Below are 25,465 nucleotides of genomic sequence, written 5' to 3' on the forward strand. Positions count from 1 at the left end.
GCTGAGTTCTGTTGTCTAGAACAGGAGTGCCCATGCCGCAGATCACCGTCGACTACTCCGTGCCACTGGCCGAGACCTTCGACCGGCAGGGGTTCGCTGTCGCACTGCACACCATGGTGGTGGAGACGGCCGGCGCGAAGATCGAGGCGTGCAAGAGCCGGTTCCGGGCCGTCGACGACATCGTGGTCGGGGCGGAGGGTGCGGGGCACGCGCTCGTGCACGTCTCGTTGGCGCTGTTGCCGGGGCGGTCCGCCGAGGTGAAGTCCGCGTTGACGTCGCGGACGCTTGAGCTGCTGCGGGCGCATGTGAAGCCGGTGGACGGGGTGACGCTGCATGCCTCCGCGGAGGTGCTGGATCTTGAGGCGTCGTACCAGAAGTCCGTGGGCTGACCGGCGGCGATCAGCGAGCCGGACCCGACGGTCACGTCCCTGGCTGACCGGCGAGGTCACTGAAGGAAGCCCTACGAGGTCACCGAAGGACGCCCTAAAGGCCCGCGCGGCGCAGGAGCGTGGCCATCTCGGTGTCGGACGCGGCGCTCACCGCGGCCAGGGCCGCGAAGTCGTGGACCAGCTGGACCTCCAGCTCGGCGCGCGGGATGCGGCGGCCGTCCAGCCAGATCAGGGCGGTCGCCTCGGCCAGGGCGATCCATGAGCGGACGACCAGTTCGAGACGGGCGGGCGGCTGGTCGACGCGCAGGTGAGCCAGGATCTGCAGGTACGCGGCCTGCCGCACACCGTCGACCAGGGCGTTCGTGGTGCTGGAGCCGACCGCCGGGCCACCGCGCATCAGCGCCGAGAAACCGGGCCCGTGCTCGTCCACGAAGTCGAAGAAGCGGCGCATCACCCGCAGCAGCCGTGCGCCCAGCGGGCCTTCCCGCGGCACGATGAAACGTTCCTTCAAGTCGCCCGCGGCGCGCTGCAACGCGGCCTCGTACAGGCTGAGTTTGCCGGGGAAGTAGTGGTAGACCAGCGGCCGTGAGATACCCGCGGCGGAGGCTATCTCGTCGATGGACACGTCGTCCGGCGAGCGTCGGCTGAACAGATCGAGGGCGACGCCGATCAACTGCTGTCGCCGTTCCTCGACACCCATCCTGCGACGTACTACCCCGGTAGTCATGCGAACACCCTACCGATCGGATCCGGCCCCGAACGGAACGGCGCCGCCGGGCCGTTCATCCACGTCAGCCCCCGCCCCCGCCCCCGCCCCTCGCGGCGCCGGCGGCGGCGGCGCTAGCGGAGCCCGGTGATCTCCCTTCCGCTGTCCAGGGTCCCCTTCAGGCCCGCCTGCGCGCCCTGTTCGGCCCGTGCCGCGAGGAGATTCCCCCGCGCGGACCCGCTGACGCCGCCCGTCGCACGGATCGACGCCGTGTCCTTGCTGCCTGCGGCGAGGAGGTACCAGTCGCCCTTGGCGGACTTCCACAGCACGCCTGCCAGGACGTGCGGGTCCTTCGAGCCGCAGGCGGCCGTGTTCTCCGCCTTCGCCGTGACCGCGCCGTACCGCTGTCCCGGCGCGTGGAACTGGGCGAGCACCAGCGGGCCGGCGCCGCGCCAGGTGTCCGCGCGGGTGCACAGCCAGCCGGCGGTGCCGCTCACGTCGGGGAGGGACTGGCGGGCGTACTGCCAGGAGTTCACCGAGCGCACCCCCTGGCCGCGGACTGCCGCGAGGGAGCAGGCGAGCGGGGACCAGGTCGCCGCCGAGGCGTCGCGCGGCTGCCCGGGACGGCCCGAGGTGAGCCGGGCGGGCGTCAGCTCCCCGAGGTCGGTCAGCAGCCGGGTGCCCGTCCGGTCCGTCAGCTCCAGCACGTTCCAGGAACGGCACGCGCCGGTCTGCAGGGCCGGACTGGCGAACGGCTCGCTCACCCCGTCCGCCGAGCGCGCCAGCGGGGTCGCACCGGCCGTACTGGCCGTACTGGCCGTACCGGCGGCGGACCGCAGCAGGTCGCGTACGGCGGCGGTCCGCACCCAGGGTGCCGTCAGGTAGCGGACGTTGCCGTCGGCACGGCCCAGGACCACCGCGCTCGCGTCGGCTCCCGTGGCACCGTCGACCCGCGCCAAGTCGAGGGCGGCGCCCTGCGTGCCGTCCTTCGCTTCGGCGTACCGCGCGATGCGCAGGCCGTCGTAGAGCAGCACGACCCGGCTCTGGTCGACCACACCCGCGTACAGCAGCTGGGGCGGTCCCGGCGGGGCGCCCGCCGGTGTGCCCGGAGTGGCCGAAACCTGTACGGACTCGCCGGGCCGCGCCCACACGGCGAGCGCCCGGCGCAGCAGGCCCTGGTCGCCGGTGAGCCCGCCGCGCGCGGGCCACACGGAGAAGTCGGTGCGCGCCGACGACTCCCACGCCTCCGCCGGGACCAGCGTCAGCCTGGCGGGGTCCAGGGCGGCCTGGGCCGCCGGGTTCTGCGCGTACGGGGGCGCGGCCGGGCCTTCGGGTCCCCAGCCGTCACCGGGCATGCCGAGGAGCGCTCCGCACACCGCCACCGCGGCGGCCGCGGCGATCGCCGCCTTGCTGTGCTGGCGGCGCCGCATCAGATCGGTGGGCCGGGCCTGCAGGGAGCACGGGTCGAACTCGGGGGAGGTCAGCAGCCCGTACCGCTCCTCCGTGCCGTCTCTCCCGCCCTTCCCGGCCGCCCTGTCCGCCCTGTTCGCTCCGTCCGCCCTGTCCGCTTCGGCGAGGGCGGCGGCCGGGTCCTCCTCGCCGGCCGCGGCCAGCACCCTGCGTACGTCCGGGTCGGCCAGCCCTTCCAGGCCGCGCAGGACGTAGGCGGCGCGGGCCGGGGCGGACAGGGCCGAGAGCTGCTGGTCCAGGGCGAGTTCGTCGGCGCCGCCCGAGCGCGGGAAGAGCCGCAGGCCCCACACCCGGGGGAGCAGCGGCGGCAGTTGCGCCCGGGTGGGCCAGGACCGGAAGGTCAGCGGCCGGCCCGCCTCCAGGGCCAGGCGCAGGACGCGCAGACGCACGTACGCGTATCCGGGATCACCGTCGCGGCCCTCGGCGGCCGTCTTCTGGGCCGGAACGACAGAGGCGTCGCCGGAGGTCCGGCCACGGGGCAGGGTGCGCTGGGTGAGCGCGTGCGCGGTGAGTACCCGGCGGTTGCGGCCGAGGCTCGGCGGCAGTACCAGATAGGCGAGCCGGACGAGCCGCGGGTAGTGCTCGACGAGCGCGGCCTCGGCCTGCTCGACGTCGACCGGTGGCCCGGAGGCGGCGGCTGATGCGGGGCGGGGGCGCGGGGCGACATCCTGTGACTGCACGTTCAGCAGAACGAGCGAATCGATGGATGGTCACCTGGACTGCCCGGACTCCCCCGGGAGTTGCCCCTCCGGCTCCACGAGCAGACGCGCGTAGTTCGCCATGGACCGCTGGTAGCGCGGCAGATGCGGGGCGAGGGCGCCCAGCACGAGTGAGAGCCCCTCACGTTCGCGGCCCAGACTCGCCAGGCACAGCGCGAGGGTCGCCCGTACGGCGTCGTCCAACTCGTCCGAGACGCCGACGAGTTCGGGCGACAGAAGCTTGACGCCCTCCTCGGGCTGTCCGAGGTTCCGCAGCGAGCTGGACAGCTGGATCTTCGCGCGCCGGCCGCGGTAGCCGTCGAGGCCGCGTGCCAGGGCCTCCCGGTACAGCGGCACGGCTTTGTCCGGGTGACCCGTCGAATCCCAGGCGGAGGCCCGCTCGAAGGGGCCGACCGGGCTGTCGGCCGGCAACTCGGCGACGAGCCCGTCGATCAGCGTGCGGAAGTCCGCCGCGTCCGCCTCCGGGCTGTCGGCGAAGCCGGCCCAGGCAGCCGCCACGCGTTCTTCCCAGTCCGCTGTCTGGTTTCCTGTTGTCTTGTCTTCTGTCGTCTCTTCTGTGGTCACGGGCACACCTTCGCACAGGCGTACCGACCACACCCGGACGGGCGCCGATTGAGCACGGAGCGCGCGGGAGCCGTATCGAAGACGGGGCCCTTCTGCCAGGGCTCTCAGTGGCGTGGGCCGGGACCGACCCTCCCAGGCCGGAACTGAGAGCCTGTGTCATGTCCCCGGCCGGGCGCGAGGCGTCTGGCACGCACGCTCGCGGCGTTGCCGAAACGCCCAGGTGGCTCCGCCACATGGGCGCTCCGGCGCCTTGCGATCGCACGCGCCAGACGCCTCGCGCTGATCCGGCCGGGGACATGACACAGGCTCTGACCCGGAGGTACGTACGCATGAGTGTGACGAGGAAGAGGCTCGCGGTCGGTACGGCCGGGGCGGTCGTGGCGCTGCTGGCGGTGACCGGCTGTGGCTCCGAGGACAAGGACAGCGGGAAGAAGGTTCCCGAGACCGCGTCCGGGAGCCTGGAACACATCGCGAGCGAGGCGGGCTGCGAGCCGAACATGCAGACGGACGCGGACACGATCCGCCAGGCCATCTGCAAGAGCCCCGGCGAGAAGTACGTCCTCGCGACGTTCGCCACCGACCGCGGTCAGGCCGAGTGGCTGTCCGGGGCGAAGGACTACGGCGGCTACTACCTGGTCGGCCGCAAGTGGGTCGCCGTCGGTGAGAAGAAGACGGTCGCTGCGCTGCGCGGCCGGCTCGGCGGGACCATGGAGGAGGGCTCCGAGCACATGAATCCCGGTGGCAGCCACAACAAAAGCGGCGGACACAGCGGCTGACCGCGCGGGTTCGCTGACCGCGCGGGTTCGCAGGTTCAGGGGCCCGCGGGGTCAGGGCTCGCAGGTTCGGGCAAGCGAAAGCCGGCGGTGGGAATTCCCACCGCCGGCTTCTTTCTGCTTGCCGCTATGAACTGACTACAGCCCTGCTACTAGCAATCCTGACCGCTGTTGATGCAGTCGACGACCTCGTTCATCGTGTTCTCGTCGAAGAAGTTGATGAAGTCGTTGTGGTCGGTGATCGCCTTGTGCAGCTGGTCCGGGAAACCGTCCACCGCGAACGGGTTCACGACCTGCCCGTTCTCGATCTGCGGCGCCGGAGCGTCGTAGACCAGACGGGCCTGGAGCTGGGGGATGGCCTGGAAACCGTTGGCGCAGGTACCGTCCTCCTGCACGAAGGAGATGTGCGTGCGGTGGTTGGCGCTGTCGATGTTCTGGCCGTCCCAGCAGCTCTGGAAGTTGGACGTCCGTACCACCGAGCTGCCCTCGGGGCAGATCGGGTACTTGTCCGTCAGCTGCCTGTCCTCGAAGCCGGTGCAGCTCCAGTTCGTGTTGGCGTTGGCGAGGCCGTTGGTGAAGGCCTTGGCATCACCGGTGATGATGCGCAGGGCCGACGGCATCGCGACGACATCGCTCTTCTTGTTGCCGACGAACTTCAGCTCAGCCTCGCTGGCTTCGAGGATCTTGCCGATGTTGCCTTCCGCACCGCCACCGAGGTCGTTCGCGTCGAACTCGTCCGTACCGTCCTGCAGGCGCAGCACCGGCCAGTAGTACGACGACTTGTCGCCCTGGTTCTCGCAGCTGGTGTCGGCCTGGAGGAACTGCTCGTCGCTGGTGAAGGCGTTGTTGTCCTGGTTGCCGACGTAGTCGTGCGTGTGCTGCGCACCGTTGTCGACACCCGGAGCGACGATCACGTTGTCCGAGTTGTGGTTGTCGTTCCCGTTGGTGCCACAGCTCGTGGTGAAGCTGCCCGTGGAACCGCCGTCACCGTTCGCGGGGAGCCCGTTCGGACCCACACCCTTGGCTCCGCCGGTCGGCTGAACCTGGGTGATGTCCTGGAAGTCCTCGGCCGCGGGGCCGTTGCCTTCCTGGGCGCCGTCGCCGGCGTCCTGGCCACCGTCGGCGCCCTGGCCGCCGTCGGCCTGGTCCTGGCCTCCGTCGCCCTGACCACCGTTGTCGGCCTGGTCCTGGCCGCCGTTGGCCTGGCCTTCACCGGCCTGGCCTTCACCGGCGGCGGGCTGGTCGGCCGGCACACCCTGACAGTCGGCGAGCTCGCCGCCTCCCGCCGGAGCCTTGCCGCCCGCCCGCTTGATGTTGTTGCCGATGCGGTCGATCGTGGCCACCCGCTTGGACTTCAGCGGGCTGAGGATGGCGTTGTTGACGTAGCCGGCATCCCCCGCCTGAGCCTGACGTGTATCCGCAAGGCGCTTATAAGCCTCCGTGACCTGCTGGTCGAGCGTCGCCAGCTCTTTGTCGACACCGGCGCGTGCGCCCTTGGGTACGTCGGTCAGTTTCTGACCGACGTCCGGGCATTTGATCGTGGCCACCGAGGCGGCGGTTGTCTGCGCGTTCTGGGTCGAGTTCTTTCCCTCGCCCGCAGAAGCGTAGATGTTGGCCGCAAGCAGACCGCCGCCACCCAGCGCGAGAGCCGCCGATGCGGCTATCGCCCGGTTGGCGAGCGTGGAGCGGCGTTTTCGGTTCGTGCGTCCCATGGAACTCCTCTGGCTTCCTTGCGGGGGCATCGAGGGCGCCCGACAGGAGGTGAAGCGGCTCCGTTCAATACGGAGGAGGTTCCTGGGGCGTTCAGAGGCCTCAGAAATTGATGAGAGTTCCGTGGCGCAATCCCGCCGCAAGGGGCCCAGAAGCCCCTGAAACAACGACAGTTGAGGGCCGATTGTTGAACAACACCCAATGGGGGAGGAGTTCGGGGCCGGCCTGCGGGGACATTTCAGCGGCCCTGATCCAAATAGGCGAGAACGGCCAGGACGCGACGGTTGTCGTCGTCCGAGACATCCAGACCCAGCTTCGCGAAGATGTTGGAGGTGTGCTTGGCGATGGCCCGCTCCGTGACCACGAGTTGCCCCGCGATCGCCGCATTCGATCTGCCCTGAGCCATCAGTTCCAAAACCTCCAGCTCACGAGGGGTCAGCCGGCCCAGCGGCCTGTCGTCGGCCTGCCGCCGCGCCAGCAACTGCTGGATGACCTGCGGATCCATCGCCGTGCCGCCCGCCGCCACCCGGCGCACCGAGTCGATGAACTGCTCGGCGTCGAACACCCGGTCCTTGAGCAGATAGCCGACCCCGCCGACCCCGTCGGCGAGCAGCTCACGCGCGTACAACTGCTCGACGTGCTGTGACAGTACGAGTACCGGCAGTCCGGGTCTGGCCCGGCGGGCCTCCAGCGCGCACTGCAGCCCCTCGTCCGTGTGCGAGGGGGGCAGGCGCACGTCGACCACGGCGACGTCCGGCGCCAACTCGGCGAGCGCCCGCGTCAGTTCGGGGCCGGTCTCGACGGCGGCGGCGATCTCGAAGTCGAACGCCTCCAGCATCCGGACCAGGCCGTCGCGCAGCAGGAACAGGTCTTCGGCTAGGACAACTCGCAAGGGATCTCCATGGTCACCATGGTGGGGCCGCCCGGGGGACTGCTGACGGCCAGGATGCCGTCGAATGTACCGAGTCGCCGTTCGAGTCCGGAGAGTCCCGAGCCCGCGCCGATCGTGGCGCCGCCCCCGCCGTCGTCGGTGACGGCGATCCGCAGCACGCCGCCGTGCTGCGGACTGTGGTGCATGTCGATCCAGACGCGCCCGGCGCCCGAGTGCTTGACCGTGTTGGTGAGGGCCTCGCTGACGGCGAAGTACGCCGCGGACTCCACCGGCGCACCGAGCCGGCCGGGCAGATCCACGTCGACCTCCGCGGTGAGGGGCATCCGCAGCGCCAACGCCCGTACCGCGTCGCCGAGTCCGCGCTCCGCGAGCACCGGAGGATGGATGCCGCGTACGAGGTCGCGGAGTTCGGTGAGTGCCTCGGCGGACGACTTGCGGGTCTGCGCGAGCAGTTGCCTGGCCTTCGCCGGGTCCTTCTCGATCAGGGCCTCGATCGTGCCGAGATCCATGCCCATCGCGACCAGCCGTGCCTGGGCCCCGTCGTGCAGGTCCCGCTCGATCCGCCGCAGTTCGGCCGCTGAGGTGTCGACGGCGTCGCGCCGCGTCTCGGTGAGTACGCGGACACGCTCGGCGAGTTCGCCCTGGCCGGACGCCAGGAGGGACCGGGTCAACAAGAAGTGGACACGCAGGAGGTAGGGGGTCGTGTAGACGCCGGTGACGAGCAGGGCGGCGCCCAGGGCCCCCGCGGCGAGGGCGCTGAGCTGCCCGCCGACCGGCACGAACCCGTACCACCAGCCGACGCGGGTGCCGTCGGTGAAGACCCGCCACAGCCCGGCCGCCAGGGCGAACCCCTCGAACGGGTAGAAGAGCAGCACGGCGGGCAGCAGCGCCGTGACGAAGCCCGCGGTCATGTCGACCGGGATCCACAGGAGGTCCCGCCGGACCGCCGGGTCGCCGAGCAGGTGGAAACACCGCGCCCAGGGGTTGGCGTCCTTCGGGACCGGCCGGTACGCGGGCGGGATCCGCACCCCGCACCACTGGGCCGCCAACAGACGCCGCCAGTCGGCGAAGCCCCGCACGGCGGCCAGTACCCAGGGTGTCGTGACGATGCCGATGCCCAGGGGCACGAAGGTGATCGACACGGCGGTCAGCACGAAGAGGACGATCGACCCGGCCGGTGCCACGACCGCCAGCAGCAGTGCCCGCACCCCGGCGAGCGCGGCGGTACGCACCCTGTCGCCTGCCGTGCTGTTCCCGCTGCTGTCCCCGTCGGTAGCCATGTCCTCAGTCTCGCCCAACTCGCCGCCCCGGTCAGGGGGCCGAGCCACCCGGAAGGGGGTGGTGCTGGCAGCACCCCCGGGGCCGCGCCGCCGCGCTCAGTCGCCCAGGGCTCTCTCCTCCCTCTCCTTCACGTCGCCCAGGACCTTCTCCTCCACGGCGGGATCGAGGCCGACCGCAGGGCGGTCGGGACGCTGGGGTGCGGTGCCGCCGATGTCCTGGAGCCAGCTCCAGGTGTCGGCCACCGTCTCGGAGACCGGGCGGCACCGGAGCCCGCTCCGTACCGCCTTCGACACATCGGCCCGGTGCAGCATGTCGTGCAGCTCCGAGTCCGGCGGCACCCACACGGGCAACTGCGTCCAGGGCTCGATGCCGGCCGCCAGGATCAGGTCGGGCTCGGTCCAGCGGAGCTCGGCCCGGCCGCCCGTGACCCGCGCACACGCGTCGAGCAGCGTCCCCGTGGTCGCGTGCCCCGACGGGCTGACGAGGTCGTACGCGCCGCTCGCCCCGCCCGCCCCGTCCTTCGCGCCCTCCGTGGCCCCGAGGATCCACTCGGCGAGGTCGCGGACGTCGATGTACTGGAGCGGGAGTTCACGGGGGCCCGGCGCGAGCACGGGGCCACCTCGGGCCGCACGGGTGAGCCACCACGGCAGCCGGCCGATGTTCTCGTACGGGCCCAGGATCAGCCCGGCCCGTACCAGGAGCGACCGCTCCTCGCCGAAGGCGTCGAGCACGGCCAGTTCGCCGCCGCGCTTGTCCCGCGCGTAGTCGGTCTGCCCGGCATCGGCGGAGGCACCTTCCACCAGGCGGCCGTTCTCGTCCTGACCGGCCGGCTGCGGCCACGCGTACACGGAACGGCTCGACACGTACACGTACTGCCGGACGCGGTCCTTCAGCAGCCGCGCGGCGTCCCGGACCACGAGCGGAGCGGCCGACCAGGTGTCGACCACCACGTCCCACTCGCCCTCGGCGAGGGCCGCGAGCCCGCCGGGCGCGGTGCGGTCGCCGTGCAGGGAGCGCACGCCCGCGGGCGGGGCGTGCCTGCCGCGGTGGAAGACGGTCACGTCCCAGCCGCGGCCGAGCGCCGCCTCCACGACCGCGCGCCCCACGAACTCCGTACCGCCCAGCACCAGAAGTCTCATGAAGAGGACTCTGCCCCGCTCAGCCGTGCGGCGGAACGAAGTTCTGCCCACAGGCGAACCGTCGCTCCGCCGCCGGGCTCAGCTTCCGGTCGCAGGCGCGTACTTGTAGCCGACGCGGCGAACGGTCCGGATGGTGTCCCGGTGCCCCGCACCGAGCTTGCGGCGCAGCCGGGCGATGTGGACGTCCACGGTCCGGCCGTCGCCCACGTGCCCGTAGCCCCACACCGTGGTGACCAACTGGTCGCGGGTGTGCACCCGGTGCGGATGCGCCACCAGGTGCGCGAGCAACTCGAACTCCAGGTACGTGAGGTCGAGCGGCCTTCCGTCGACCTCGGCGGTGCGCTGGACGGTGTCGACGCGTACGGGGAGGTCGGCGCCGGACTCGCCGGACTCGCCGGACTCGCCGGACTCGCCGGACGGCCTGGGCTTCTCGCGCTTTGCCGAGTCCGACTCCGACTCCGAGTCCGACTCCGAGTGCGTGTCCGGGGCCGAGTCCGGCACGGCGACCGGCAGGAAGGGCGGCTGGTCGGCCGGCACGAGGACCAGGTACCCGATCATCGGCGGCCGGCCCGGCAGCGTGGGCAGGGTGTGCGGGGGAGCGGGCAGCCAGGTGGCGCCCGGCGGGAGGAGGCCGGTGACGTCCACCACCTCGTCCCGGTCGACGGCGCGCAGTCGATGGCGGGCCGAGCCGGTGGAAGGCGCCGGGGAGGGAGCGGTGGCCGCAGAGGAGAAGGGGCGGGTGTTCGCCATGAGGGGTCAGCTCTTTTCGCGCGAGAGGTCGTCGGAGGACGTACGCCGTGCGCGCTGGCCGAAGGCCGGGATACGGCTTTAGAGGGCCGGCGCGTTCGTCGCGCGACAACACACCCGGTCGAAGTCGTGGTGCTGACGGGAAGGCCAGAAGGGCTCAAGGTCGTGACGACCCGTAGCGATGCACCTCTGGAAGCCGACCATGCTCCCATTGAAGCAGACACAGGGCGCCAACAGCAGTCTCCTCTCGCTGTCCGGACAGCTGCCGTCGACACAGAGCCCACACCTGGGCGCCCGCGCATGCGAAGGGGCGCCCACCGATCCGGCGGGCGCCCCTGCAGAGAAATCAGGCGGATCAGACCTGCCCGGCCTTTTCGAGGGCGGTGCAGCAGGTGTCGACGATCAGCCGCGTCACGAGGTACGGGTCGACGTTCGCGTTCGGGCGGCGGTCCTCGATGTAGCCCTTGCCGTCCTTCTCGACCTGCCACGGGATACGGACCGAGGCGCCACGGTTGGAGACGCCGTACGAGTACTCGTTCCAGGGGGCGGTCTCGTGCAGGCCCGTCAGGCGGTCGTCGATGCCGGCGCCGTAGTGCTTGACGTGGTCGAGGGGCTTGGAGCCCTCACCCAGCGACTCGCACGCGGTGATGATCGCGTCGTAGCCCTCGCGCATCGCCTTCGTGGAGAAGTTGGTGTGCGCGCCGGCGCCGTTCCAGTCGCCCTTCACCGGCTTCGGGTCCAGCGTCGCGGAGACCTTGAAGTCCTCGGCGGTGCGGTAGAGCAGCCAGCGGGCCACCCACAGGTGGTCGGAGACCTCCAGCGGGGAGACCGGTCCGACCTGGAACTCCCACTGGCCGGGCATGACCTCGGCGTTGATGCCGGAGATGGCGAGGCCGGCCTTGAGGCAGTTGTCCAGGTGGGCCTCGACGATGTCACGGCCGAAGATCTCGTCGGCGCCGACGCCGCAGTAGTAACCGCCCTGCGGGGCCGGGAAGCCCCCCACGGGGAAGCCGAGCGGACGCTCGCCGTCGAAGAAGGTGTACTCCTGCTCGATGCCGAAGATCGGCTCCTGGTCGGCGAACCTCTCCGCGACCTCGCTGAGCGCGGCACGGGTGTTGGACTCGTGAGGCGTCATGTCGATGTTGAGGACCTCGCACATGACGAGGATGTCGTCACCGCCGCGGATCGGGTCCGGGAAGGACGAGACCGGCTTGAGCACGCGGTCCGAGGCGTGGCCCTCGGCCTGGTTCGTGGACGACCCGTCGAAGCCCCAGATCGGCAGCTCCGCGCCCTTCGCGTCGTCGGCGAGTATCTTCGTCTTCGAACGGAGCTTGGCCGTCGGCTCGGTGCCGTCGATCCAGATGTACTCAGCCTTGAAGGTCACGGGCCACATCCTTCGGGGTGGGTCTCTACGCGCAATGCGGGTGCTGCGGCGTTGCGGCACTGGCGCGCCGCGGAGTATCCCCGAAGCCTGTCAACAGGCCATTTCCCGATCATTGCTCGGATGTGAACCCCGTGTTACCTGGCGCCTCTGTGGTGCGGGTCACCTGCGGAGAGCTTTCCCGGCGGCGCGCTGACGGGTGCGGCGCGCGTCGCGGAGACCGTCCCGCCGGACGTCTCCACCACGCGCGGTCTCACGCTCACCCTGGGCACTTGCCCTCGCCTGCGCACTTGCTCTCGCCCGGGCACCTGCCCTCGGCACGCACCTTCGGCCCGGTGGGGCCCGTCAGCCCACCTTCTCGATGAGGGCCTTGCGGATCAGGAACTTTCCGGGCTCGCGGACCTGCTCGAACGCCGCGTTGTTCAGGAGCGCGCAGCTACCGGAGGTCGAAGTGACCTCCACGGTCGTCGACTTGTCGTTGTCCAGGTTCGTGACCTTGAGCTTCGTACCGGCCGGGAACTGGTTGCTGGACGCGGCCGGGGCGCCGTCCTCGCCGGAGAGGGTGACCGTGGACCCGTTGCAGACCTGCTCACCGGCGGCGGCGTCATCGTCCCCGGCGGCGGGTGCGGATGCCTCCTGCGACGGTTGCCCGGCCGGATCGGCGGACTCGGCGGGCGCTTCCGCCCCAGCCCCAGCCCCTGCCTCGGCGCCGGCACCGGCACCGGCCTCGGTTCCGGTCCCCACATTGGCGTCGGACTCGCCGACCGTGCACCCGGACGCCTCCTGCTGCACCTTGATCTGGGCGATGACCGCCTCCCGGTTGGCGATCCGCGCCTCCGACTGGGCGTCCGGGGCGGTGCGCTGCCCCTCGATGAACGTCTCGTTGTTGCCCAGCGCGGTGGCCAGTCCGCCGCACACCACCGAGGACTGCGCGGAGGGCGTGCTGGGAGCCGCGTTCGACGTGGTGGCCAGGGCGAAGGCCCCACCGCCGGCCACCGCGGCGGCGCTCACCAGCAGAGTGATCTTCTTCTTCGGGCCGAAGGTTCTTCTGCGCGACATGAACGGCTCCTGTTCCCCGGCCGCCCCGGGTAGCGACCGTCCGCCGATATGTACGAGGTATCGAACAGACTTACTCACTCGTTGACGCGAGCCACCAGAGTGTCGTAGATCACACGGGAGTTGTGGGGGTTGTGGGAGCTGCAGGAGCTACCGGCCCAGGGCGTCCCGTACCGCCTCGTCCGTCCGCGCGACCACGGCGGTTCCGTCCTGCGCGGTGATGATGGGCCGCTGGATGAGCCGGGGATGCCCGGCCAGGGCCGTGACCCACCGGTCCCGTGAACCCGCGTCGCGGGCCCACTCCCGCATGCCCAGCTCCTTCGCCTCGGCCTCCTGGGTCCGGGTGATGTCCCAGGGCTCCAGTCCGAGCCGCTCCAGAACCTCCCGGATCTCGGCCTCGTCGGGTACGTCCTCCAGGTACCGCCGAACCGTGTACTCGGCCCCTTCCCCGTCCAGCAGACTGATGGCGCTGCGGCACTTCGAACAGGCCGGATTGATCCAGATCTCCATGCCGCACAAGGTACGCGAAACCCCGTGCCGCTCACCTGTCACGGCACCCTCAAAGCCCCTCTGGCCAGGGACGATTGTCAGTGCGAGGCAGTAAACTAGAAGCAGTGTTCGAGGGTGCCGCCGGAGACGCCGGCCGGTGCCCCGACCGCGACAGGAGGATGCCTGTGCCCGCTGCCGCACTGTTTCCGCTGCCCACCCAGTCCACATCCAAGAGGGCGGTCGTGCTCGACCTGCCGTACCAGCCCGTCGAGAAGCGTCCACTGCCACCGGGGCGCCCCCGCGAGTGGTACATCACGCACAACCGCCGCCTCAAGGCGATGCGGCTGGCCATCGCCCTCCTCGACTCCGGCGTCTACGTGCCCAACCAGGCCCGTAACGAGAAGATCCGCAGCACGGCCGAACTCGTAGGCGTACACCCTCCGTCGGACACGACATGCCACATGGTCCGGGCTCTGATGAGGTACGCCCGCTGAGTCCACGCCCGACGCGCCGCCCGCTTCCCGGGCGGCGCGTCGGCTCGCGAGCGGCCCGCGTCCGCGCGGCGACGATGAGCCCGGTGGGCAACACGGCGTACCGCGTGCCGCGTACTCCGTGCCGGGCAAGGGTGAGAAGCGCGGCGCCCCCGGACGCAGATGCGCTCATCACGAAGCACCCTTATTGCTCTCCTCTGTGACGATTTCTTTTGACTTCAAGTCGATTTATGACTGTGCGTAAGCGAGTCCGGTCGTTATTCGTTTCCGCCGGACAGGCATCCCGCGGCATCCTGAGGGCTACTCTCGACGTCACCGAGGGACCGGCGCACAGCCCGCCGCCGCGTCGGACACCTCAAGGTCCCACCACCACCCACGCACAAGGAGACCCGTCATGGGTACCTTGATCATTTTGGCGATCCTCGTTTCGGTCGTCCTGGGGTTCAACAGCCCCGTCTGGTGGCTCGGCGCAGCCGCACTGCTCTACCTCTACGTCCGATACGTCCGCGCCGACCAGGGGTCCGCCGGTTCGTCGCCCGGCGGCGGCGCCGGAGGACAGTCCGGAGGCGGTTCCGGTGGCGCCTCGGGCGGTTCGGGTGGCGGCTCGGGCTCCTCGGGACGCGTCGACAACAGCTACTACGCATACCGCCAACGCCGTGACCGGATGGCCAGGTGGGAGCGCCGCTACAGCCGCGAACGCCCCTGGAACACCAAGAAATGAAGCCACCCGTGGACGACGGGACCGGCAGAGAACGCCGGAGCCCCGCCGTCGCCCGAGGGGCGACGGCGGGGCTCCGAGGAAAGCCGTGAGGCGCTACGCGTCGATCACACGTCGTAGTAGAGCTCGAACTCGTGCGGGTGCGGACGCAGCTGCAGCGGCGCGATCTCGTTCGTGCGCTTGTAGTCGATCCACGTCTCGATCAGGTCGGACGTGAAGACGTCGCCCGCGAGGAGGAACTCGTGGTCGGCCTCAAGGCGGTCGAGGACGGCCGGCAGCGAGGTCGGGACCTGCGCGACGCCCGCGTGCTCCTCGGGAGCCAGCTCGTAGAGGTCCTTGTCGATCGGCTCGGCCGGCTCGATCTTGTTCTTGACGCCGTCGAGGCCCGCCATCAGCAGCGCCGAGAAGGCGAGGTACGGGTTGCCGGAGGAGTCGGGCGCGCGGAACTCGACGCGCTTGGCCTTCGGGTTCGAACCGGTGATCGGGATACGCATGGCCGCGGAGCGGTTGCGCTGCGAGTACACCAGGTTGACCGGGGCCTCGAAGCCGGGGACCAGGCGGTGGTAGGAGTTCACCGTCGGGTTGGTGAAGGCCAGCAGCGACGGGGCGTGCTTGAGGATGCCGCCGATGTAGAAGCGGGCGGTGTCCGACAGGCCCGCGTAGCCGGCCTCGTCGTAGAACAGCGGGTCGCCGTTGGACCACAGCGACGAGTGGATGTGCATGCCCGAGCCGTTGTCACCGAAGATCGGCTTCGGCATGAAGGTCGCGGTCTTGCCGTTGCGCCAGGCGACGTTCTTCACGATGTACTTGAAGAGCTGGAGGTCGTCGGCCGCGGCGAGCAGCGTGTTGAACTTGTAGTTGATCTCGGCCTGGCCGGCGGTGCCCACCTCGTGGTGCTGGCGCTCGACCTGGAGGCCGGACTTGGCCAGCTCCAGGGAGATCTCGGCACGGAGGTCGGCGAAGTGGTCGACCGGCGGGGTCGGGAAGTAGCCGCCCTTGTAGCGGACCTTGTAACCGCGGTTGTTCTCGACCGCACCGGTGTTCCAGGCGCCCGCCTCGGAGTCGATGTGGTAGAAGGCCTCGTTCGACTTCGTGTCGAAGCGCACGCTGTCGAACACGTAGAACTCGGCCTCGGGACCGAAGTACGCCGTGTCGGCGATACCGGTCGACGCGAGGTAGGCCTCGGCCTTCTTGGCCACGTTGCGCGGGTCACGGGAGTACTGCTCGCCCGTGATCGGGTCGTGGATGAAGAAGTTGATGTTGACCGTCTTGTCGCGGCGGAAGGAGTCGACGCGCGCGGTGGACAGGTCGGCGCGGAGCGCCATGTCGGACTCGTGAATGGCCTGGAAGCCACGGATCGAGGAACCGTCGAAGGCCAGCTCCTCGGTGGGGTCGAAGGCCTCAGCCGGGATCGTGAAGTGCTGCATCACACCCGGCAGGTCGCAGAAGCGGACGTCGACGAACTTGACGTCCTCGTCCTTGATGAACTTCTTGACGTCGTCGGCGTTCTGGAACATCCAGCTCCTCCTACTCCCGCCCACTTCGGACCGGGGTGGTAGTTCGTTCGTGCGGCCAGTGCGGTGGCACACGCTGAGCCCGACCTTAGGGACGGGTGATTTCTCCAGCGTGACCCAATTGTTTCGCTCAAGTTAACCGGATGCCGTCGGGTCTACCCCACCTGTCCGTATGGCAAAACGGTCGCAGTACCGTGGACGCGTGGACAACAGGCAGGCAATCGGATCGTGGCTCTCCGGGCCCCGTGCGGCCGCGGAGGACGCCGGTGCCGACTTCGGATACCGCGGAGAGCAACTGGGGCTGCCCGAGTCGGGCCCCGGCTCGATCGCGCGCCCCGGCAGGCGCCTGGGCGCCCTCGCCGTCGACTGGGGTCTGTGCACCCTGATCGCATACGGCCTGATCACCGACGGCTACGGACAGGCGACCGGGAACTGGGCACTGCTCATCTTCTTCGTCGCGAGCGTTCTGACCGTCGGCACGATCGGCTTCACCCCTGGCAAACGACTGTTCGGGCTGCGGGTCTTCGCTCTGGACACCGGCACGGTCAACCCGCTGCGCGCCCTCCTGCGTACGGTCCTGCTGTGCCTCGCCCTCCCGGCCCTGATCTGGGACCGCGACGGACGCGGGCTGCACGACCGCCTGGCCCGCACGGTCGAGGTCAGAATCTGACCGGTCCGTACGTACTGCGGTCCGTACGGACCCCGGCCCGCGCACGACGGGCGTCAGCATCCTTCCTGCTCCGCGCGACGCGCAGGGCGCCCGGAACCGATCGGTTCCGGGCGCCCTGCGCGTCGCGTGCGCCCCGTGCGTCGCTGCCGCGCTGCCGTACACCTGCCGCCGCTCTCATGATGACGGGGCGCCCCGGAACCGTCGGTGATTCCGGAACGCCCCGTACCAGTTGAGTCCAGGGGCAGCGCTAGCGCATCTTCGGGCCGCCGCGCGGCATCCGCATGCCCTTGGGCATTGGACCCTTCGGGAGCGGCATGTTGGTCATCAGGTCACCGAGGGCGCGCAGCCGGTCGTTGGTCGCGGTGACCTGCGGACCGGTCAGCACCCGCGGGAGCTTGACCATCTTCGTACGGAGCTTCTTCAGCTCCACCTGGCCCTCACCCGTGCCGACGAGGATGTCGTGGACCGGCACGTCCGCGACGATGCGGGCCATCTTCTTCTTCTCGGCGGCCAGCAGGGTCTTCACCCGGTTCGGGTTGCCCTCGGCCACCAGCACGATGCCGGCCTTGCCGACGGCTCGGTGGACCACGTCCTGGCTGCGGTTCATCGCCACGGCCGGAGTCGTCGTCCAGCCGCGCCCGACATTGTCGAGCACCGCCGCCGCCGCGCCCGGCTGGCCCTCCATCTGCCCGAAGGCCGCCCGCTCGGCCCGGCGTCCGAAGACGATCGCCGACGCGAGGAAGGCGAGCAGGAGGCCGAGAATGCCGAGATAGATCGGATAGCCGATCAAGAAGCCGATCGCGAGGAAGACACCAAGGGTGACGATTCCGACAGCCGCGAGTACAAGACCGATCATTTTGTCGGCCTTGCGGGTCATCTTGTAAGTCAGGGCGATCTGCTTGAGCCGCCCGGGGTTCGCAGCGTCCGCTGCGGATTCCTTCCTCGCCATGCCGTGGAGTCTACGTGGCCACGGAAGCGCCGACGACGGCGGTGCCGGGTAGGCCTCCGTCACGCGCGCCTTCGCTCAGTGGTGCGCGAGCGCTCAGTGGTGCGTGAGGAAGGACTGCTCCACGACACGCTGTGTCTCGACGCGGTCCTTGGCGCGGCGGCGGTCCTCCATGACGGAGGTCCAGGCGTTGCGGCGGGCGGTGCGCTGGCCACTGCTCAGAAGCAGGGACTCGACGGCACGGAGTGCATCGGTGAACGACGGAATCGCGGTGGCGCGTACGGGCGCGGCCTGCATGATGGGGGTCCCCCCTCGGGACGGCGGCTCTGGCTAGGGCTCTACGTGCTGTAGGACCAGGGTCACTGAATGGTGTTACCAGGGCGTGACCGACCGGTCAAACGCCGGTGAAGCCTTGATATGCAGGCGCGAAACCCCGACGCGACCCCGGCGTGGCCCTCATCTGCGAGGACGGTCGGGGCCGCGCCGTATCGGCCACTACTGACCGGTAGCTTCTTGTGCGCAGATTCACACGACCATCTGGCACTGCGTGCCATCCGGAAGGGCGCCCGGTGTGCTCCGGGCGCCGCTCCGGACGGCTGTTTCAGAGAACTGTTTCCAGCAGTTGTTCCCAGCGGCTGCTTGAGGCAGCTGCTTCAGACGGCCTGGGAGGCGACGTACGAACCGCGCTTCTCGATGGCCATCTGGTAGAGGCGGCCGGCCCGGTACGAGGAACGGACCAGCGGGCCCGACATGACTCCGGAGAAACCGATCTGCTCGGCCTCGTCCTTCAGCTCCACGAACTCGTGCGGCTTCACCCAGCGCTCGACGGGGTGGTGGCGCACGGAGGGCCGCAGGTACTGCGTGATGGTGACCAGCTCGCAGCCCGCCTCGTGGAGCTGGCGGAGAGCCTCGCTGACTTCTTCGCGGGTCTCGCCCATGCCGAGGATCAGGTTCGACTTCGTGATCAGACCGTAGTCACGGGCCTCGGTGATGACCTTCAGCGAACGCTCGTAGCGGAAGCCGGGGCGGATGCGCTTGAAGATGCGCGGGACCGTCTCCACGTTGTGCGCGAAGACCTCCGGGCGGGACGAGAAGACCTCGGCGAGCTGGGCCGGCTCGGCGTTGAAGTCCGGGGCCAGCAGCTCGACCTTGGTCCGGCCCTCGGCGCGGTCCGTGGTCTGCTGGTGGATCTGGCGCACGGTCTCGGCGTACAGCCAGGCGCCGCCGTCCTCCAGGTCGTCGCGCGCGACGCCGGTGATGGTCGCGTAGTTGAGGTCCATGGTGACCACGGACTCGCCCACACGGCGGGGCTCGTCGCGGTCCAGCGCCTCGGGCTTGCCGGTGTCGATCTGGCAGAAGTCGCAGCGCCTCGTGCACTGGTCGCCGCCGATGAGGAACGTGGCCTCGCGGTCTTCCCAGCACTCGTAGATGTTGGGACAGCCCGCTTCCTGGCAGACCGTGTGCAGGCCCTCGCTCTTCACGAGGTTCTGCATCTTCGTGTACTCGGGACCCATTTTCGCCCGGGTCTTGATCCACTCGGGCTTACGCTCGATGGGGGTCTGGGCGTTCCGGACCTCCAGGCGCAGCATCTTGCGTCCGTCGGGTGCGACTGCGGACACATCGGCTCCCTGTAGCTTCGATTCTTCGGCGTACACCAGGGTACGCCCGTGCGGTTCTCGGCCCCCGAGGTGGGCAACCTTCGGGAACGGGGGTCCATTCCCGGGGTTCTCTTTCGCCCCGCCGCCCCTGCCCGTCCCGTACCTGGGGGCTGCCGCCCCCGGACCCCCGCATCGCGCTGAACGCGCTCGTCCTCAAACGCCGGACGGGCTGGTCTTCCAGCCCCTCCGGCGTTTGAGGAGCGGGGGTTCGGGGGCGAAAAAGCCCTACACCGCCGCCCGCTCCACCGCGCGCGGCGCGAGCTCCGCGGTCCCGAGGACATCCGCGAGGTGCCGCTCGGCCACGGGCAGAACCTCCGCGATGGTCAGGTCGCGCCCCAGTTCGTGCGCGAGCGACGTGACGCCCGCGTCCCGGATCCCGCACGGGATGATCTTGTCGAAGCTGGATGTGTCGGGGTTCACGTTCAGGGCGAACCCGTGCATGGTGACGCCCTTGGCCACGCGTATGCCCATGGCGCAGATCTTGCGGTCCTCCCGGCGCTGCCCGGCGTTGGAGGGCGCGTACTCGGGCCCGTTCAGCCGCGGGTCGAACTCGTCGTCGGCCAGCCGGGGGTCGAGGTCGAGGGAGAGCCCGCCGAGAGCCGGCCGCCGCTCCACCGGATCGCCGAGGACCCAGACACCGGCCCGCCCCTCCACCCGGCCGGTGTCGACGCCGAACTCCGCGCAGACGCGGATCATCGCGTCCTCCAGGCGCCGGAGATGGGCGACGACGTCCACCGGACGCGGCAGTTTCTGGATCGGGTAACCGACCAGCTGCCCAGGACCGTGCCAGGTGATCTTCCCGCCCCGGTCCACGTCGACGACGGGCGTGCCGTCGAGGGGCCGTTCGCTGTCCGCCGTGCGCCGGCCGGCCGTGTAGACCGGAGGGTGCTCAAGGAGCAGGCAGGTGTCGGGGATCTCGTCCTGGAAGCGGGCCGTGTGGACACGGCGCTGCTCGTCCCAGGCCTCCTGGTACTCGACGGCTTCCGTACCGAAACCCAGGCGGACGAACCGCAGCTCGCTCACGGCAAGCGCCTCCTTGCAAGAGTTGTAAGGCTCAAGACAGCCCCGTAAGGCCCATAACGACCCCACGCCACTGTACGTCCGACCGGCGTGCGTCAGCTCTGCGGGCAATCCTCACACGATCGGATGAATGCGCGTCAAAGTGCGCGATCGGGTGCTTACAGACCGCTACATTCGCGCCGTTCACGAGGCTAATCAGGGCTGCTCACGGCATGGCGGCCAACCTCGCCCGGGCCTGCCCGCGCAGGCCCCCAGCCCGGAAGGCAGGAGTTCGCACCGCAGATGACGGAACGACCCGCGCAGCGCACGCCCAACCGTCAGCTCGCCGCACTTATCGCAGAAGCGGGGTTCTCCAACGCGGGGCTCGCCCGTCGAGTGGACCAGCTCGGCCTCGAACACGGTCTCGATCTGAGATACGACAAGACGTCGGTGACCCGGTGGCTGCGAGGGCAGCAGCCCCGGGGCACCACACCGGCGCTGATCGCCGAGGTCTTCACCCGCCGCCTCGGCCGCCGGCTCAGCGCACAGGACCTCGGACTCGACGCCTGCGCACCCGTCTACGCGGGCCTGGAGTTCGCCGCCACACCCGAGGAGGCCGTCGACATCGTCGGCGGGCTGTGGCGCAAGGACTCGGGAAGCCACGCGGAACTACGCAAGATCGCGTTCACCCCGGCCGGGCTCGTCGTGCCCAGCCGGGACTGGCTGATCGGCCGGGCCGACGACCGGGTGAGCCGCGGCGACCCCGGTGTCGCGCGTATCCCCGCACAGGCCCGCCCGGCTTCCGTGCGGCTCCCGGCGGTGCCCGAACAGGTGAGGCCCCTTTCCAGGCAGCGCGCGGCCACCGAGCGAGGACCCGGGCAGCGGGTGACCGCGGGCGACATCGCGGCCCTGCGCTCGGTCGGTGAACTCTTCCGCACGCTCGACAACACGTACGGCGGAGGGCACGCCCGGCAGGCCCTCGTGCGGTACCTGGAACACGAGCTGGAGCCGATGCTGCGCGGTACGTACGGCGAGCAGACGGGGCGCCGCCTGTTCGCCGCGGCGTCCGATCTGACCCGGCTCGCTGGCTGGACCTCGTACGACATCGCCGCGCACGGCCTGGCGCAGCGGTACTTCGTGCAGGCGCTGCGGCTGTCCCAGGCGGCGGCGGACCGGGCGTACGGCTCGTACGTGCTCGTGACGATGAGCCGACAAGCGGTCTATCTCGGGCACGGCCGGGAGGCGGTGCAGCTGGCCCGGGTCGCCCAGCAGGGAGTGGGCTCCTCCGCGCCGCCCGTCGTCCAGGCGCTGCTGTACGCGGTCGAGGCCCGGGGCCACGGGGTGCTCGGCGAGGTGCGCGCGGCCACGGCCTCGCTGGTGCGGGCCGAGCGGGCCCTGGAGACCGCCCGGCCCGGCGACGAAGTCCCGTACTGGGCGCGCTTCTTCGACGAGGCGCAGCTCGCGGACGAGTTCGGCCACTGCCACCGCGATCTCCAGCAGTACCGGGCGGCGGCCCAGCACGCCGAGCGCTCCCTCCAGCTGCGCGCTCCCGGCTACGCGCGCAGCCGTCTCTTCTGCCGGGTGGTCCTGGCCTCCGCCCGGCTCGGTCTCGGAGAGCTCGACCAGGCCTGCCAACTGGGCGCGGAGGCGGCGACGCAGGCATCGGAGATGCGGTCGGTACGGGCACTTGAGTACGTACGCGACTTCGAGCGGCGGCTGGAGCCGTACCGGGACGCGGCGCCGGTGCGGGGGTATCGCGACAAGGTCGCCGCGCTCGGCTGAGCGGGGTGCCGTGCGGCGGCTTGCGGCTGCGCGGTTGGCTGCGCCGCGACGGGTAGGTCGTGTTCAGGCCGCCGGCCGGTGGGGGCTGGGCGCGCCCACGCGGCGGAGCCGCACATGTCGCAGCCCCGCGCCCCTGAGGGGCGAGGGGCCTGCAGCCCGGCTCTCGCCCGTCTACGCCGCCGTGGACGTCGGCACCGGGGCCGCCGCGGCCGTCGAGTCGACGCCCAGGTCCGCCAGGAGGGCCGTCGCCGCCCGGTGGCCCGAGCGCAGGGTGCCCTGGACCGTGCTGGTGTCGCGGTGGTCGCCGCAGACGTACAGGCCCGCCAGCAGGCGGACCGGGCGCCGGGGGTCGTGCGGCGGCGGCATCGCCGGGACGGCATCGGGCGTGTGGTGGACCGCGAGCAGCTCCCAGCGGTGCGTGGCGGTGCCGTAGAGGGCGGCCAGGTGCGCGCGTACCGTCCGGTCCGTGTCCGTGGGCGGTGCGCCCAGGACGGTCGACGAGATCAGGGCGCGGCCGACGGGGGCGCGGGACGGGTCGACCTGGCTGATGACCGCGGTATGGGCCACCGGGCCCCGGCGGTCCGCGTCCAGGAGGAGCGCCGCGTCCGCGATGGGCGGCTCGTCCGTCGTGTGGTGCACCACCGTCACCGGATGGAACGGCGGCACCCGCAGGCCGGGCAGCAGCTCGGCGGCCGCACGGGCGCCGGTCGCCACCAGGACGGCCCGGCACCGCAGTTCACCGTGCGCGGCCGTCGTCACGGACGTGGTCGAGACGGAGGTGACCCGCACCCCGGTACGGACCGTCCCCGGTGGCAGGGCGGCCGCGAGCAGCTCCGGCAGGGTGTCGGCGCCGCCCTCGGGGACGCACAGGCGGCCGGAGGCGAAGGTCCGGAGCGCGAGGTCGGCGCACCGGCTGGATGTCGTCAGATCCGGATCGCAGAGCAGCGCCGCCAGGAGCGGGCGCAGAAAACCCTCGACCGTACGGGCCGGCATGCCACGGGCCGCCAGCGCCCGTCCGGCGGGCCGCTCTGGCCTGGCCGGCAGCCGCTCCACGGGGGCCGTCGCGATCCGGCCGAGGGCCGTGGCCAGCCGGGCCTGGTCGAGTGCGCCCCCGAGCGGGGGGAACGCCCGCGACACGGGCGGCGCGGCGGCCGTGGCCCGCTGCCGAGTCCATCGAGGGGGGCTCACGAAGGCGCGTGCCGCATCGAGTGCGCCCCTTGTGCCCCCGGCGCTCGCGGGCTCACCCGCACGGTGCACCCGCCCTTCGGCGTGGACGAGGACACCGGGGCTGAACGGGCGCAGGGCGAGAGCGTCCAGGCCCGGGGTCGTCCGCAGTCCGGGGTACGACGTGGAGAGGAGCCGGCCGACGCGGTCGAGGCGGAAGCCGTCGACCTTCTCGGTCGTCATACGGCCACCGACGTGAGGGGCGGCCTCCAGGACGACGGTCGTCACACCTGCGCTGTTCAGCCGATGGGCGGCGGAGAGTCCCGCGGCCCCGGCCCCCACGATGACGACGTCCGCCTGACAAGCGGGCTCAAGCACGTGTCCCTCCCAGAGGTCGCGCGGCTGCTGGGGGCGACCTGCCCCGCAACGGGCTTCCGGAGTACCCGAGTTCGGAACGAGCGTAGGGCCGCCACCGGGCGGGGGAACTCGCGCATGAACAGGGCACGGTCGCACGCCGGTCGCATGGGGGCGAAGCCCCGGCCGGGGGACTGTGCCAAGGCCAACGCCGGTTGACTGTGCCCAGGCCAACCTCAGGGGCTGTGCCCAGGCCAACCCCGGGGGGCTGTGCCCAGGCCAACTGGGAACGGGCCACCCCCTACGCCCGCGCCGCCCGAATGGCGTCCTCGATCCCCGGGAACGCGAAGGTGAAGCCGGACTCCAACAGCCGGGTGGGGAGCACACGCTGGCTGCCCAGCACCTCCTGCGCCATCTCGCCGAGCACGGCCCTCAGCACGGGTGCGGGTACCGCGAAGAGCGTGGGCCGGTGCAGGACGCGCCCCATGGCGGCCGTGATCTCGCCGTTGGTGAGCGGCTCCGGAGCAGTCAGGTTGAAGGGCCCGGACAGCGACTCGGAATCGAGCAGATGCCGCAGCGCGGCCACGTGGTCGTGCAGCGCGATGTAGCTCCAGTACTGCCTGCCGTCGCCCATCCTCCCGCCGAGCCCCGCCCTGAACAGGGGGAAGAGCCGCCCCCAGGCGCCGCCCTGCGCGGCCACCACCAGCCCGGTGCGCGCGAAGACGGTCCGTACGCCGGCCTCCTGCGCGGGCGCCGCCGCCTCCTCCCACTCCACGCACAGCGAGGGCAGGAACCCGTCCCCGGGAGGCGAGTCCTCGTCCACGGGCCGTTCGCCGGTGTCTCCGTAGAAGCCCATGGCGCTGCCGTTCAGGAAGACCCGCGGTGGCCGGTCGAGGGCGGCGACGGCCTCCGCGAGGGCGGCGGTGCCGAGCACCCGGCTGTCGCGGATCGCGCGTCTGTACGCCTCGGTCCAGCGGTGGTCGGCGATACCGGCGCCCGCGAGGTTCACCACGGCGTCACAGCCGGCGAGTCCCACCGCGTCGACGTACTGCCGCTCCGGGTCCCACTCGACCTCGTCGTCCGCCCGGGGCGTACGGCGCACCAGCCGCACCACCTCGTGCCCGTCCGCGGTCAGTGAGCGCACCAGAGCCGTACCGATGAGGCCGGACGCGCCGGCCACGGCGATTCGCGAAGCTTCCATGACCCCATCCTGCGGCAGGGACCCATCCCGCGGCGTCCTGTCACGAGCACCACGCCGAAGGCGCCCGCGGCCGAGTGCGGCGCCTGATGCCCCGGATCCGCCCCGGTTCTACAGTGACTTCATGCCCGAGCCGTACATCCGCACCGGAGCGCCCGAGGACGAAGAGGTGCTGGGCCGTCTGGACCGTGCGATCTGGTCCTATCAGCATGCGGTCAGACCCCCGGACCAGCCGCCGTACGAGCCGTTCTTCACCGAGCGTTTCGGGCCCCGCGACCACCTCGTCGCCGAGTTGGGCGGGCGGGTCGTCGGCTACGTAAGGCTCGGTTTCCCCACCCCGCTGGCCTCCAACGCGCACGTACGGCAGGTCCAGGGCCTCGCTGTCGCCGCCGCGGCCCGCGGCCAGGGTGTGGGGCGGGCGCTGCTCCGTGCCGCCGTCGCGGAGGCCCGCCGCCAGGGCGCGCTCCGGATCAGCCTGCGGGTCCTGGGCCACAACACACCCGCCCGCAAGCTGTACGAGTCGGAGGGCTTCGTGGTCGAGGGGATCCAGCCGGGGGAGTTCCAGCTGGGCGGCGTGTACGTGGACGACGTGCTCATGGGACGCCGGATCTGAGCGCCGCTCCGACGCTCTCCAGAGGTGTGCCCTCACCCGGGC

Annotated in this window: 25 protein-coding genes; 7 read left to right on the plus strand and 18 right to left on the minus strand. The window is 70.9% G+C overall.

Annotation, left to right across the window (positions count from 1 at the left end; all coding sequences use genetic code 11):
- Window positions 1–32: 32 nt before the first annotated feature.
- Window positions 33–389 (plus strand): isomerase, encoded by a 357-nt coding sequence (locus AB0D14_RS29820; protein ID WP_362785198.1) that lies wholly within the window; start codon window positions 33–35, stop codon window positions 387–389.
- Between the two features lie 94 nt (window positions 390–483).
- Here AB0D14_RS29820 and AB0D14_RS29825 read toward each other — a convergent pair whose 3' ends face one another.
- From AB0D14_RS29825 to AB0D14_RS29835, 3 genes are all read right to left on the minus strand, one after another.
- A complete protein-coding gene (locus tag AB0D14_RS29825; protein WP_362785200.1) occupies window positions 484–1,116 on the minus strand; it encodes a TetR/AcrR family transcriptional regulator in 633 nt (210 codons plus the stop codon).
- A gap of 113 nt (window positions 1,117–1,229) precedes the next feature.
- Window positions 1,230–3,245 (minus strand): hypothetical protein, encoded by a 2,016-nt coding sequence (locus tag AB0D14_RS29830; RefSeq protein ID WP_362785203.1) that lies wholly within the window; start codon window positions 3,243–3,245, stop codon window positions 1,230–1,232.
- A 30-nt stretch (window positions 3,246–3,275) separates the two neighbouring features.
- Window positions 3,276–3,848 carry a tetratricopeptide repeat protein gene (locus AB0D14_RS29835; RefSeq protein ID WP_362785206.1) on the minus strand — a complete coding sequence of 191 codons (573 nt, stop codon included), beginning with the start codon at window positions 3,846–3,848 and terminating at the stop codon, window positions 3,276–3,278.
- A gap of 329 nt (window positions 3,849–4,177) precedes the next feature.
- Here AB0D14_RS29835 and AB0D14_RS29840 point away from each other — a divergent pair, with 329 nt between their 5' ends.
- Window positions 4,178–4,624, plus strand: a complete 447-nt coding sequence (locus AB0D14_RS29840) for a hypothetical protein (protein WP_362785209.1) — start codon at window positions 4,178–4,180, stop codon at window positions 4,622–4,624.
- Between the two features lie 149 nt (window positions 4,625–4,773).
- Here AB0D14_RS29840 and AB0D14_RS29845 read toward each other — a convergent pair whose 3' ends face one another.
- The 8 genes from AB0D14_RS29845 to AB0D14_RS29880 all read right to left on the minus strand — a co-directional run bounded on the left by AB0D14_RS29845 (window position 4,774) and on the right by AB0D14_RS29880 (window position 13,337).
- Complete coding sequence (locus tag AB0D14_RS29845) at window positions 4,774–6,333, minus strand: DUF1996 domain-containing protein (RefSeq protein ID WP_362785211.1); 1,560 nt, start codon at window positions 6,331–6,333, stop codon at window positions 4,774–4,776.
- 236 nt (window positions 6,334–6,569) lie between these two features.
- Window positions 6,570–7,223 carry a response regulator transcription factor gene (locus tag AB0D14_RS29850; RefSeq protein WP_362785214.1) on the minus strand — a complete coding sequence of 218 codons (654 nt, stop codon included), beginning with the start codon at window positions 7,221–7,223 and terminating at the stop codon, window positions 6,570–6,572.
- A complete protein-coding gene (locus AB0D14_RS29855) occupies window positions 7,208–8,503 on the minus strand; it encodes a sensor domain-containing protein (protein ID WP_362785217.1) in 1,296 nt (431 codons plus the stop codon). Before AB0D14_RS29855 ends, AB0D14_RS29850 begins: the two co-directional genes overlap by 16 nt.
- A gap of 96 nt (window positions 8,504–8,599) precedes the next feature.
- Entirely contained in the window at window positions 8,600–9,643 is a 1,044-nt protein-coding gene (locus tag AB0D14_RS29860; protein WP_362785220.1) for an NAD-dependent epimerase/dehydratase family protein, read from the minus strand.
- A gap of 78 nt (window positions 9,644–9,721) precedes the next feature.
- Entirely contained in the window at window positions 9,722–10,393 is a 672-nt protein-coding gene (locus AB0D14_RS29865; RefSeq protein WP_362785223.1) for a winged helix-turn-helix domain-containing protein, read from the minus strand.
- 352 nt (window positions 10,394–10,745) lie between these two features.
- On the minus strand, window positions 10,746–11,774 hold the full coding sequence (gene glnII / locus AB0D14_RS29870) for a glutamine synthetase (protein WP_362785226.1): 1,029 nt from the start codon (window positions 11,772–11,774) through the stop codon (window positions 10,746–10,748).
- 342 nt (window positions 11,775–12,116) lie between these two features.
- On the minus strand, window positions 12,117–12,830 hold the full coding sequence (locus tag AB0D14_RS29875; protein WP_362785228.1) for a hypothetical protein: 714 nt from the start codon (window positions 12,828–12,830) through the stop codon (window positions 12,117–12,119).
- Window positions 12,831–12,977: 147 nt separating this feature from the next.
- The gene (locus AB0D14_RS29880; RefSeq protein WP_362785230.1) at window positions 12,978–13,337 is read right to left on the minus strand and encodes an arsenate reductase family protein; all 360 of its coding nucleotides are present in this window, start codon (window positions 13,335–13,337) and stop codon (window positions 12,978–12,980) included.
- Between the two features lie 164 nt (window positions 13,338–13,501).
- Between AB0D14_RS29880 and AB0D14_RS29885 the strand changes: the two genes are divergently transcribed.
- Both AB0D14_RS29885 and AB0D14_RS29890 read left to right on the plus strand, forming a co-directional pair.
- Window positions 13,502–13,810, plus strand: a complete 309-nt coding sequence (locus tag AB0D14_RS29885; protein WP_362785233.1) for a hypothetical protein — start codon at window positions 13,502–13,504, stop codon at window positions 13,808–13,810.
- Window positions 13,811–14,201: 391 nt separating this feature from the next.
- Window positions 14,202–14,528 carry a hypothetical protein gene (locus tag AB0D14_RS29890; protein WP_362785236.1) on the plus strand — a complete coding sequence of 109 codons (327 nt, stop codon included), beginning with the start codon at window positions 14,202–14,204 and terminating at the stop codon, window positions 14,526–14,528.
- A gap of 104 nt (window positions 14,529–14,632) precedes the next feature.
- On the opposite strand, the gene glnA is transcribed toward AB0D14_RS29890, so the two are convergent.
- On the minus strand, window positions 14,633–16,042 hold the full coding sequence (glnA, locus tag AB0D14_RS29895) for a type I glutamate--ammonia ligase (protein ID WP_362785238.1): 1,410 nt from the start codon (window positions 16,040–16,042) through the stop codon (window positions 14,633–14,635).
- A 199-nt stretch (window positions 16,043–16,241) separates the two neighbouring features.
- Between glnA and AB0D14_RS29900 the strand changes: the two genes are divergently transcribed.
- Entirely contained in the window at window positions 16,242–16,709 is a 468-nt protein-coding gene (locus tag AB0D14_RS29900) for an RDD family protein (RefSeq protein ID WP_362785240.1), read from the plus strand.
- A gap of 247 nt (window positions 16,710–16,956) precedes the next feature.
- Here AB0D14_RS29900 and AB0D14_RS29905 read toward each other — a convergent pair whose 3' ends face one another.
- The 4 genes from AB0D14_RS29905 to lipB form a co-directional block, all read right to left on the minus strand.
- On the minus strand, window positions 16,957–17,658 hold the full coding sequence (locus tag AB0D14_RS29905) for a DUF4191 domain-containing protein (RefSeq protein WP_362785243.1): 702 nt from the start codon (window positions 17,656–17,658) through the stop codon (window positions 16,957–16,959).
- Between the two features lie 93 nt (window positions 17,659–17,751).
- Window positions 17,752–17,952 (minus strand): hypothetical protein, encoded by a 201-nt coding sequence (locus tag AB0D14_RS29910; RefSeq protein ID WP_362785246.1) that lies wholly within the window; start codon window positions 17,950–17,952, stop codon window positions 17,752–17,754.
- A gap of 356 nt (window positions 17,953–18,308) precedes the next feature.
- On the minus strand, window positions 18,309–19,274 hold the full coding sequence (gene lipA, locus AB0D14_RS29915) for a lipoyl synthase (protein ID WP_362785249.1): 966 nt from the start codon (window positions 19,272–19,274) through the stop codon (window positions 18,309–18,311).
- A gap of 264 nt (window positions 19,275–19,538) precedes the next feature.
- Entirely contained in the window at window positions 19,539–20,336 is a 798-nt protein-coding gene (gene lipB, locus AB0D14_RS29920; protein WP_362785252.1) for a lipoyl(octanoyl) transferase LipB, read from the minus strand.
- Window positions 20,337–20,615: 279 nt separating this feature from the next.
- On the opposite strand from lipB, the gene AB0D14_RS29925 reads away from it, so the two are divergent.
- Window positions 20,616–22,094 carry a regulator gene (locus tag AB0D14_RS29925; RefSeq protein ID WP_362785255.1) on the plus strand — a complete coding sequence of 493 codons (1,479 nt, stop codon included), beginning with the start codon at window positions 20,616–20,618 and terminating at the stop codon, window positions 22,092–22,094.
- Window positions 22,095–22,265: 171 nt separating this feature from the next.
- On the opposite strand, the gene AB0D14_RS29930 is transcribed toward AB0D14_RS29925, so the two are convergent.
- Together AB0D14_RS29930 and AB0D14_RS29935 are read right to left on the minus strand one after the other, a co-directional pair.
- Window positions 22,266–23,636 (minus strand): NAD(P)/FAD-dependent oxidoreductase, encoded by a 1,371-nt coding sequence (locus AB0D14_RS29930; protein WP_362785258.1) that lies wholly within the window; start codon window positions 23,634–23,636, stop codon window positions 22,266–22,268.
- Between the two features lie 277 nt (window positions 23,637–23,913).
- A complete protein-coding gene (locus tag AB0D14_RS29935; RefSeq protein ID WP_362785261.1) occupies window positions 23,914–24,813 on the minus strand; it encodes a TIGR01777 family oxidoreductase in 900 nt (299 codons plus the stop codon).
- A 121-nt stretch (window positions 24,814–24,934) separates the two neighbouring features.
- Between AB0D14_RS29935 and AB0D14_RS29940 the strand changes: the two genes are divergently transcribed.
- Entirely contained in the window at window positions 24,935–25,423 is a 489-nt protein-coding gene (locus AB0D14_RS29940) for a GNAT family N-acetyltransferase (protein WP_362785263.1), read from the plus strand.
- The last annotated feature ends 42 nt before the right edge of the window (window positions 25,424–25,465 follow it).

Source organism: Streptomyces sp. NPDC048484 (assembly GCF_040651415.1).
GTDB lineage: Bacteria > Actinomycetota > Actinomycetes > Streptomycetales > Streptomycetaceae > Streptomyces.

Bases quoted from the DNA above. Each gene is read 5' to 3' on its own strand.
- glnA (WP_362785238.1), bottom strand. From the start codon at position 16,042: ATGTTCCAGAACGCCGACGACGTCAAGAAGTTCATCAAGGACGAGGAC.
- AB0D14_RS29825 (WP_362785200.1), bottom strand. From the start codon at position 1,116: ATGACTACCGGGGTAGTACGTCGCAGGATGGGTGTCGAGGAACGGCGA.
- AB0D14_RS29905 (WP_362785243.1), bottom strand. From the start codon at position 17,658: ATGGCGAGGAAGGAATCCGCAGCGGACGCTGCGAACCCCGGGCGGCTC.
- AB0D14_RS29855 (WP_362785217.1), bottom strand. From the start codon at position 8,503: ATGGCTACCGACGGGGACAGCAGCGGGAACAGCACGGCAGGCGACAGG.
- AB0D14_RS29940 (WP_362785263.1), top strand. From the start codon at position 24,935: ATGCCCGAGCCGTACATCCGCACCGGAGCGCCCGAGGACGAAGAGGTG.
- AB0D14_RS29860 (WP_362785220.1), bottom strand. From the start codon at position 9,643: ATGAGACTTCTGGTGCTGGGCGGTACGGAGTTCGTGGGGCGCGCGGTC.
- AB0D14_RS29865 (WP_362785223.1), bottom strand. From the start codon at position 10,393: ATGGCGAACACCCGCCCCTTCTCCTCTGCGGCCACCGCTCCCTCCCCG.
- AB0D14_RS29910 (WP_362785246.1), bottom strand. From the start codon at position 17,952: ATGCAGGCCGCGCCCGTACGCGCCACCGCGATTCCGTCGTTCACCGAT.
- AB0D14_RS29890 (WP_362785236.1), top strand. From the start codon at position 14,202: ATGGGTACCTTGATCATTTTGGCGATCCTCGTTTCGGTCGTCCTGGGG.
- AB0D14_RS29845 (WP_362785211.1), bottom strand. From the start codon at position 6,333: ATGGGACGCACGAACCGAAAACGCCGCTCCACGCTCGCCAACCGGGCG.
- AB0D14_RS29880 (WP_362785230.1), bottom strand. From the start codon at position 13,337: ATGGAGATCTGGATCAATCCGGCCTGTTCGAAGTGCCGCAGCGCCATC.
- AB0D14_RS29840 (WP_362785209.1), top strand. From the start codon at position 4,178: ATGAGTGTGACGAGGAAGAGGCTCGCGGTCGGTACGGCCGGGGCGGTC.
- AB0D14_RS29925 (WP_362785255.1), top strand. From the start codon at position 20,616: ATGACGGAACGACCCGCGCAGCGCACGCCCAACCGTCAGCTCGCCGCA.
- AB0D14_RS29820 (WP_362785198.1), top strand. From the start codon at position 33: ATGCCGCAGATCACCGTCGACTACTCCGTGCCACTGGCCGAGACCTTC.
- AB0D14_RS29935 (WP_362785261.1), bottom strand. From the start codon at position 24,813: ATGGAAGCTTCGCGAATCGCCGTGGCCGGCGCGTCCGGCCTCATCGGT.
- AB0D14_RS29875 (WP_362785228.1), bottom strand. From the start codon at position 12,830: ATGTCGCGCAGAAGAACCTTCGGCCCGAAGAAGAAGATCACTCTGCTG.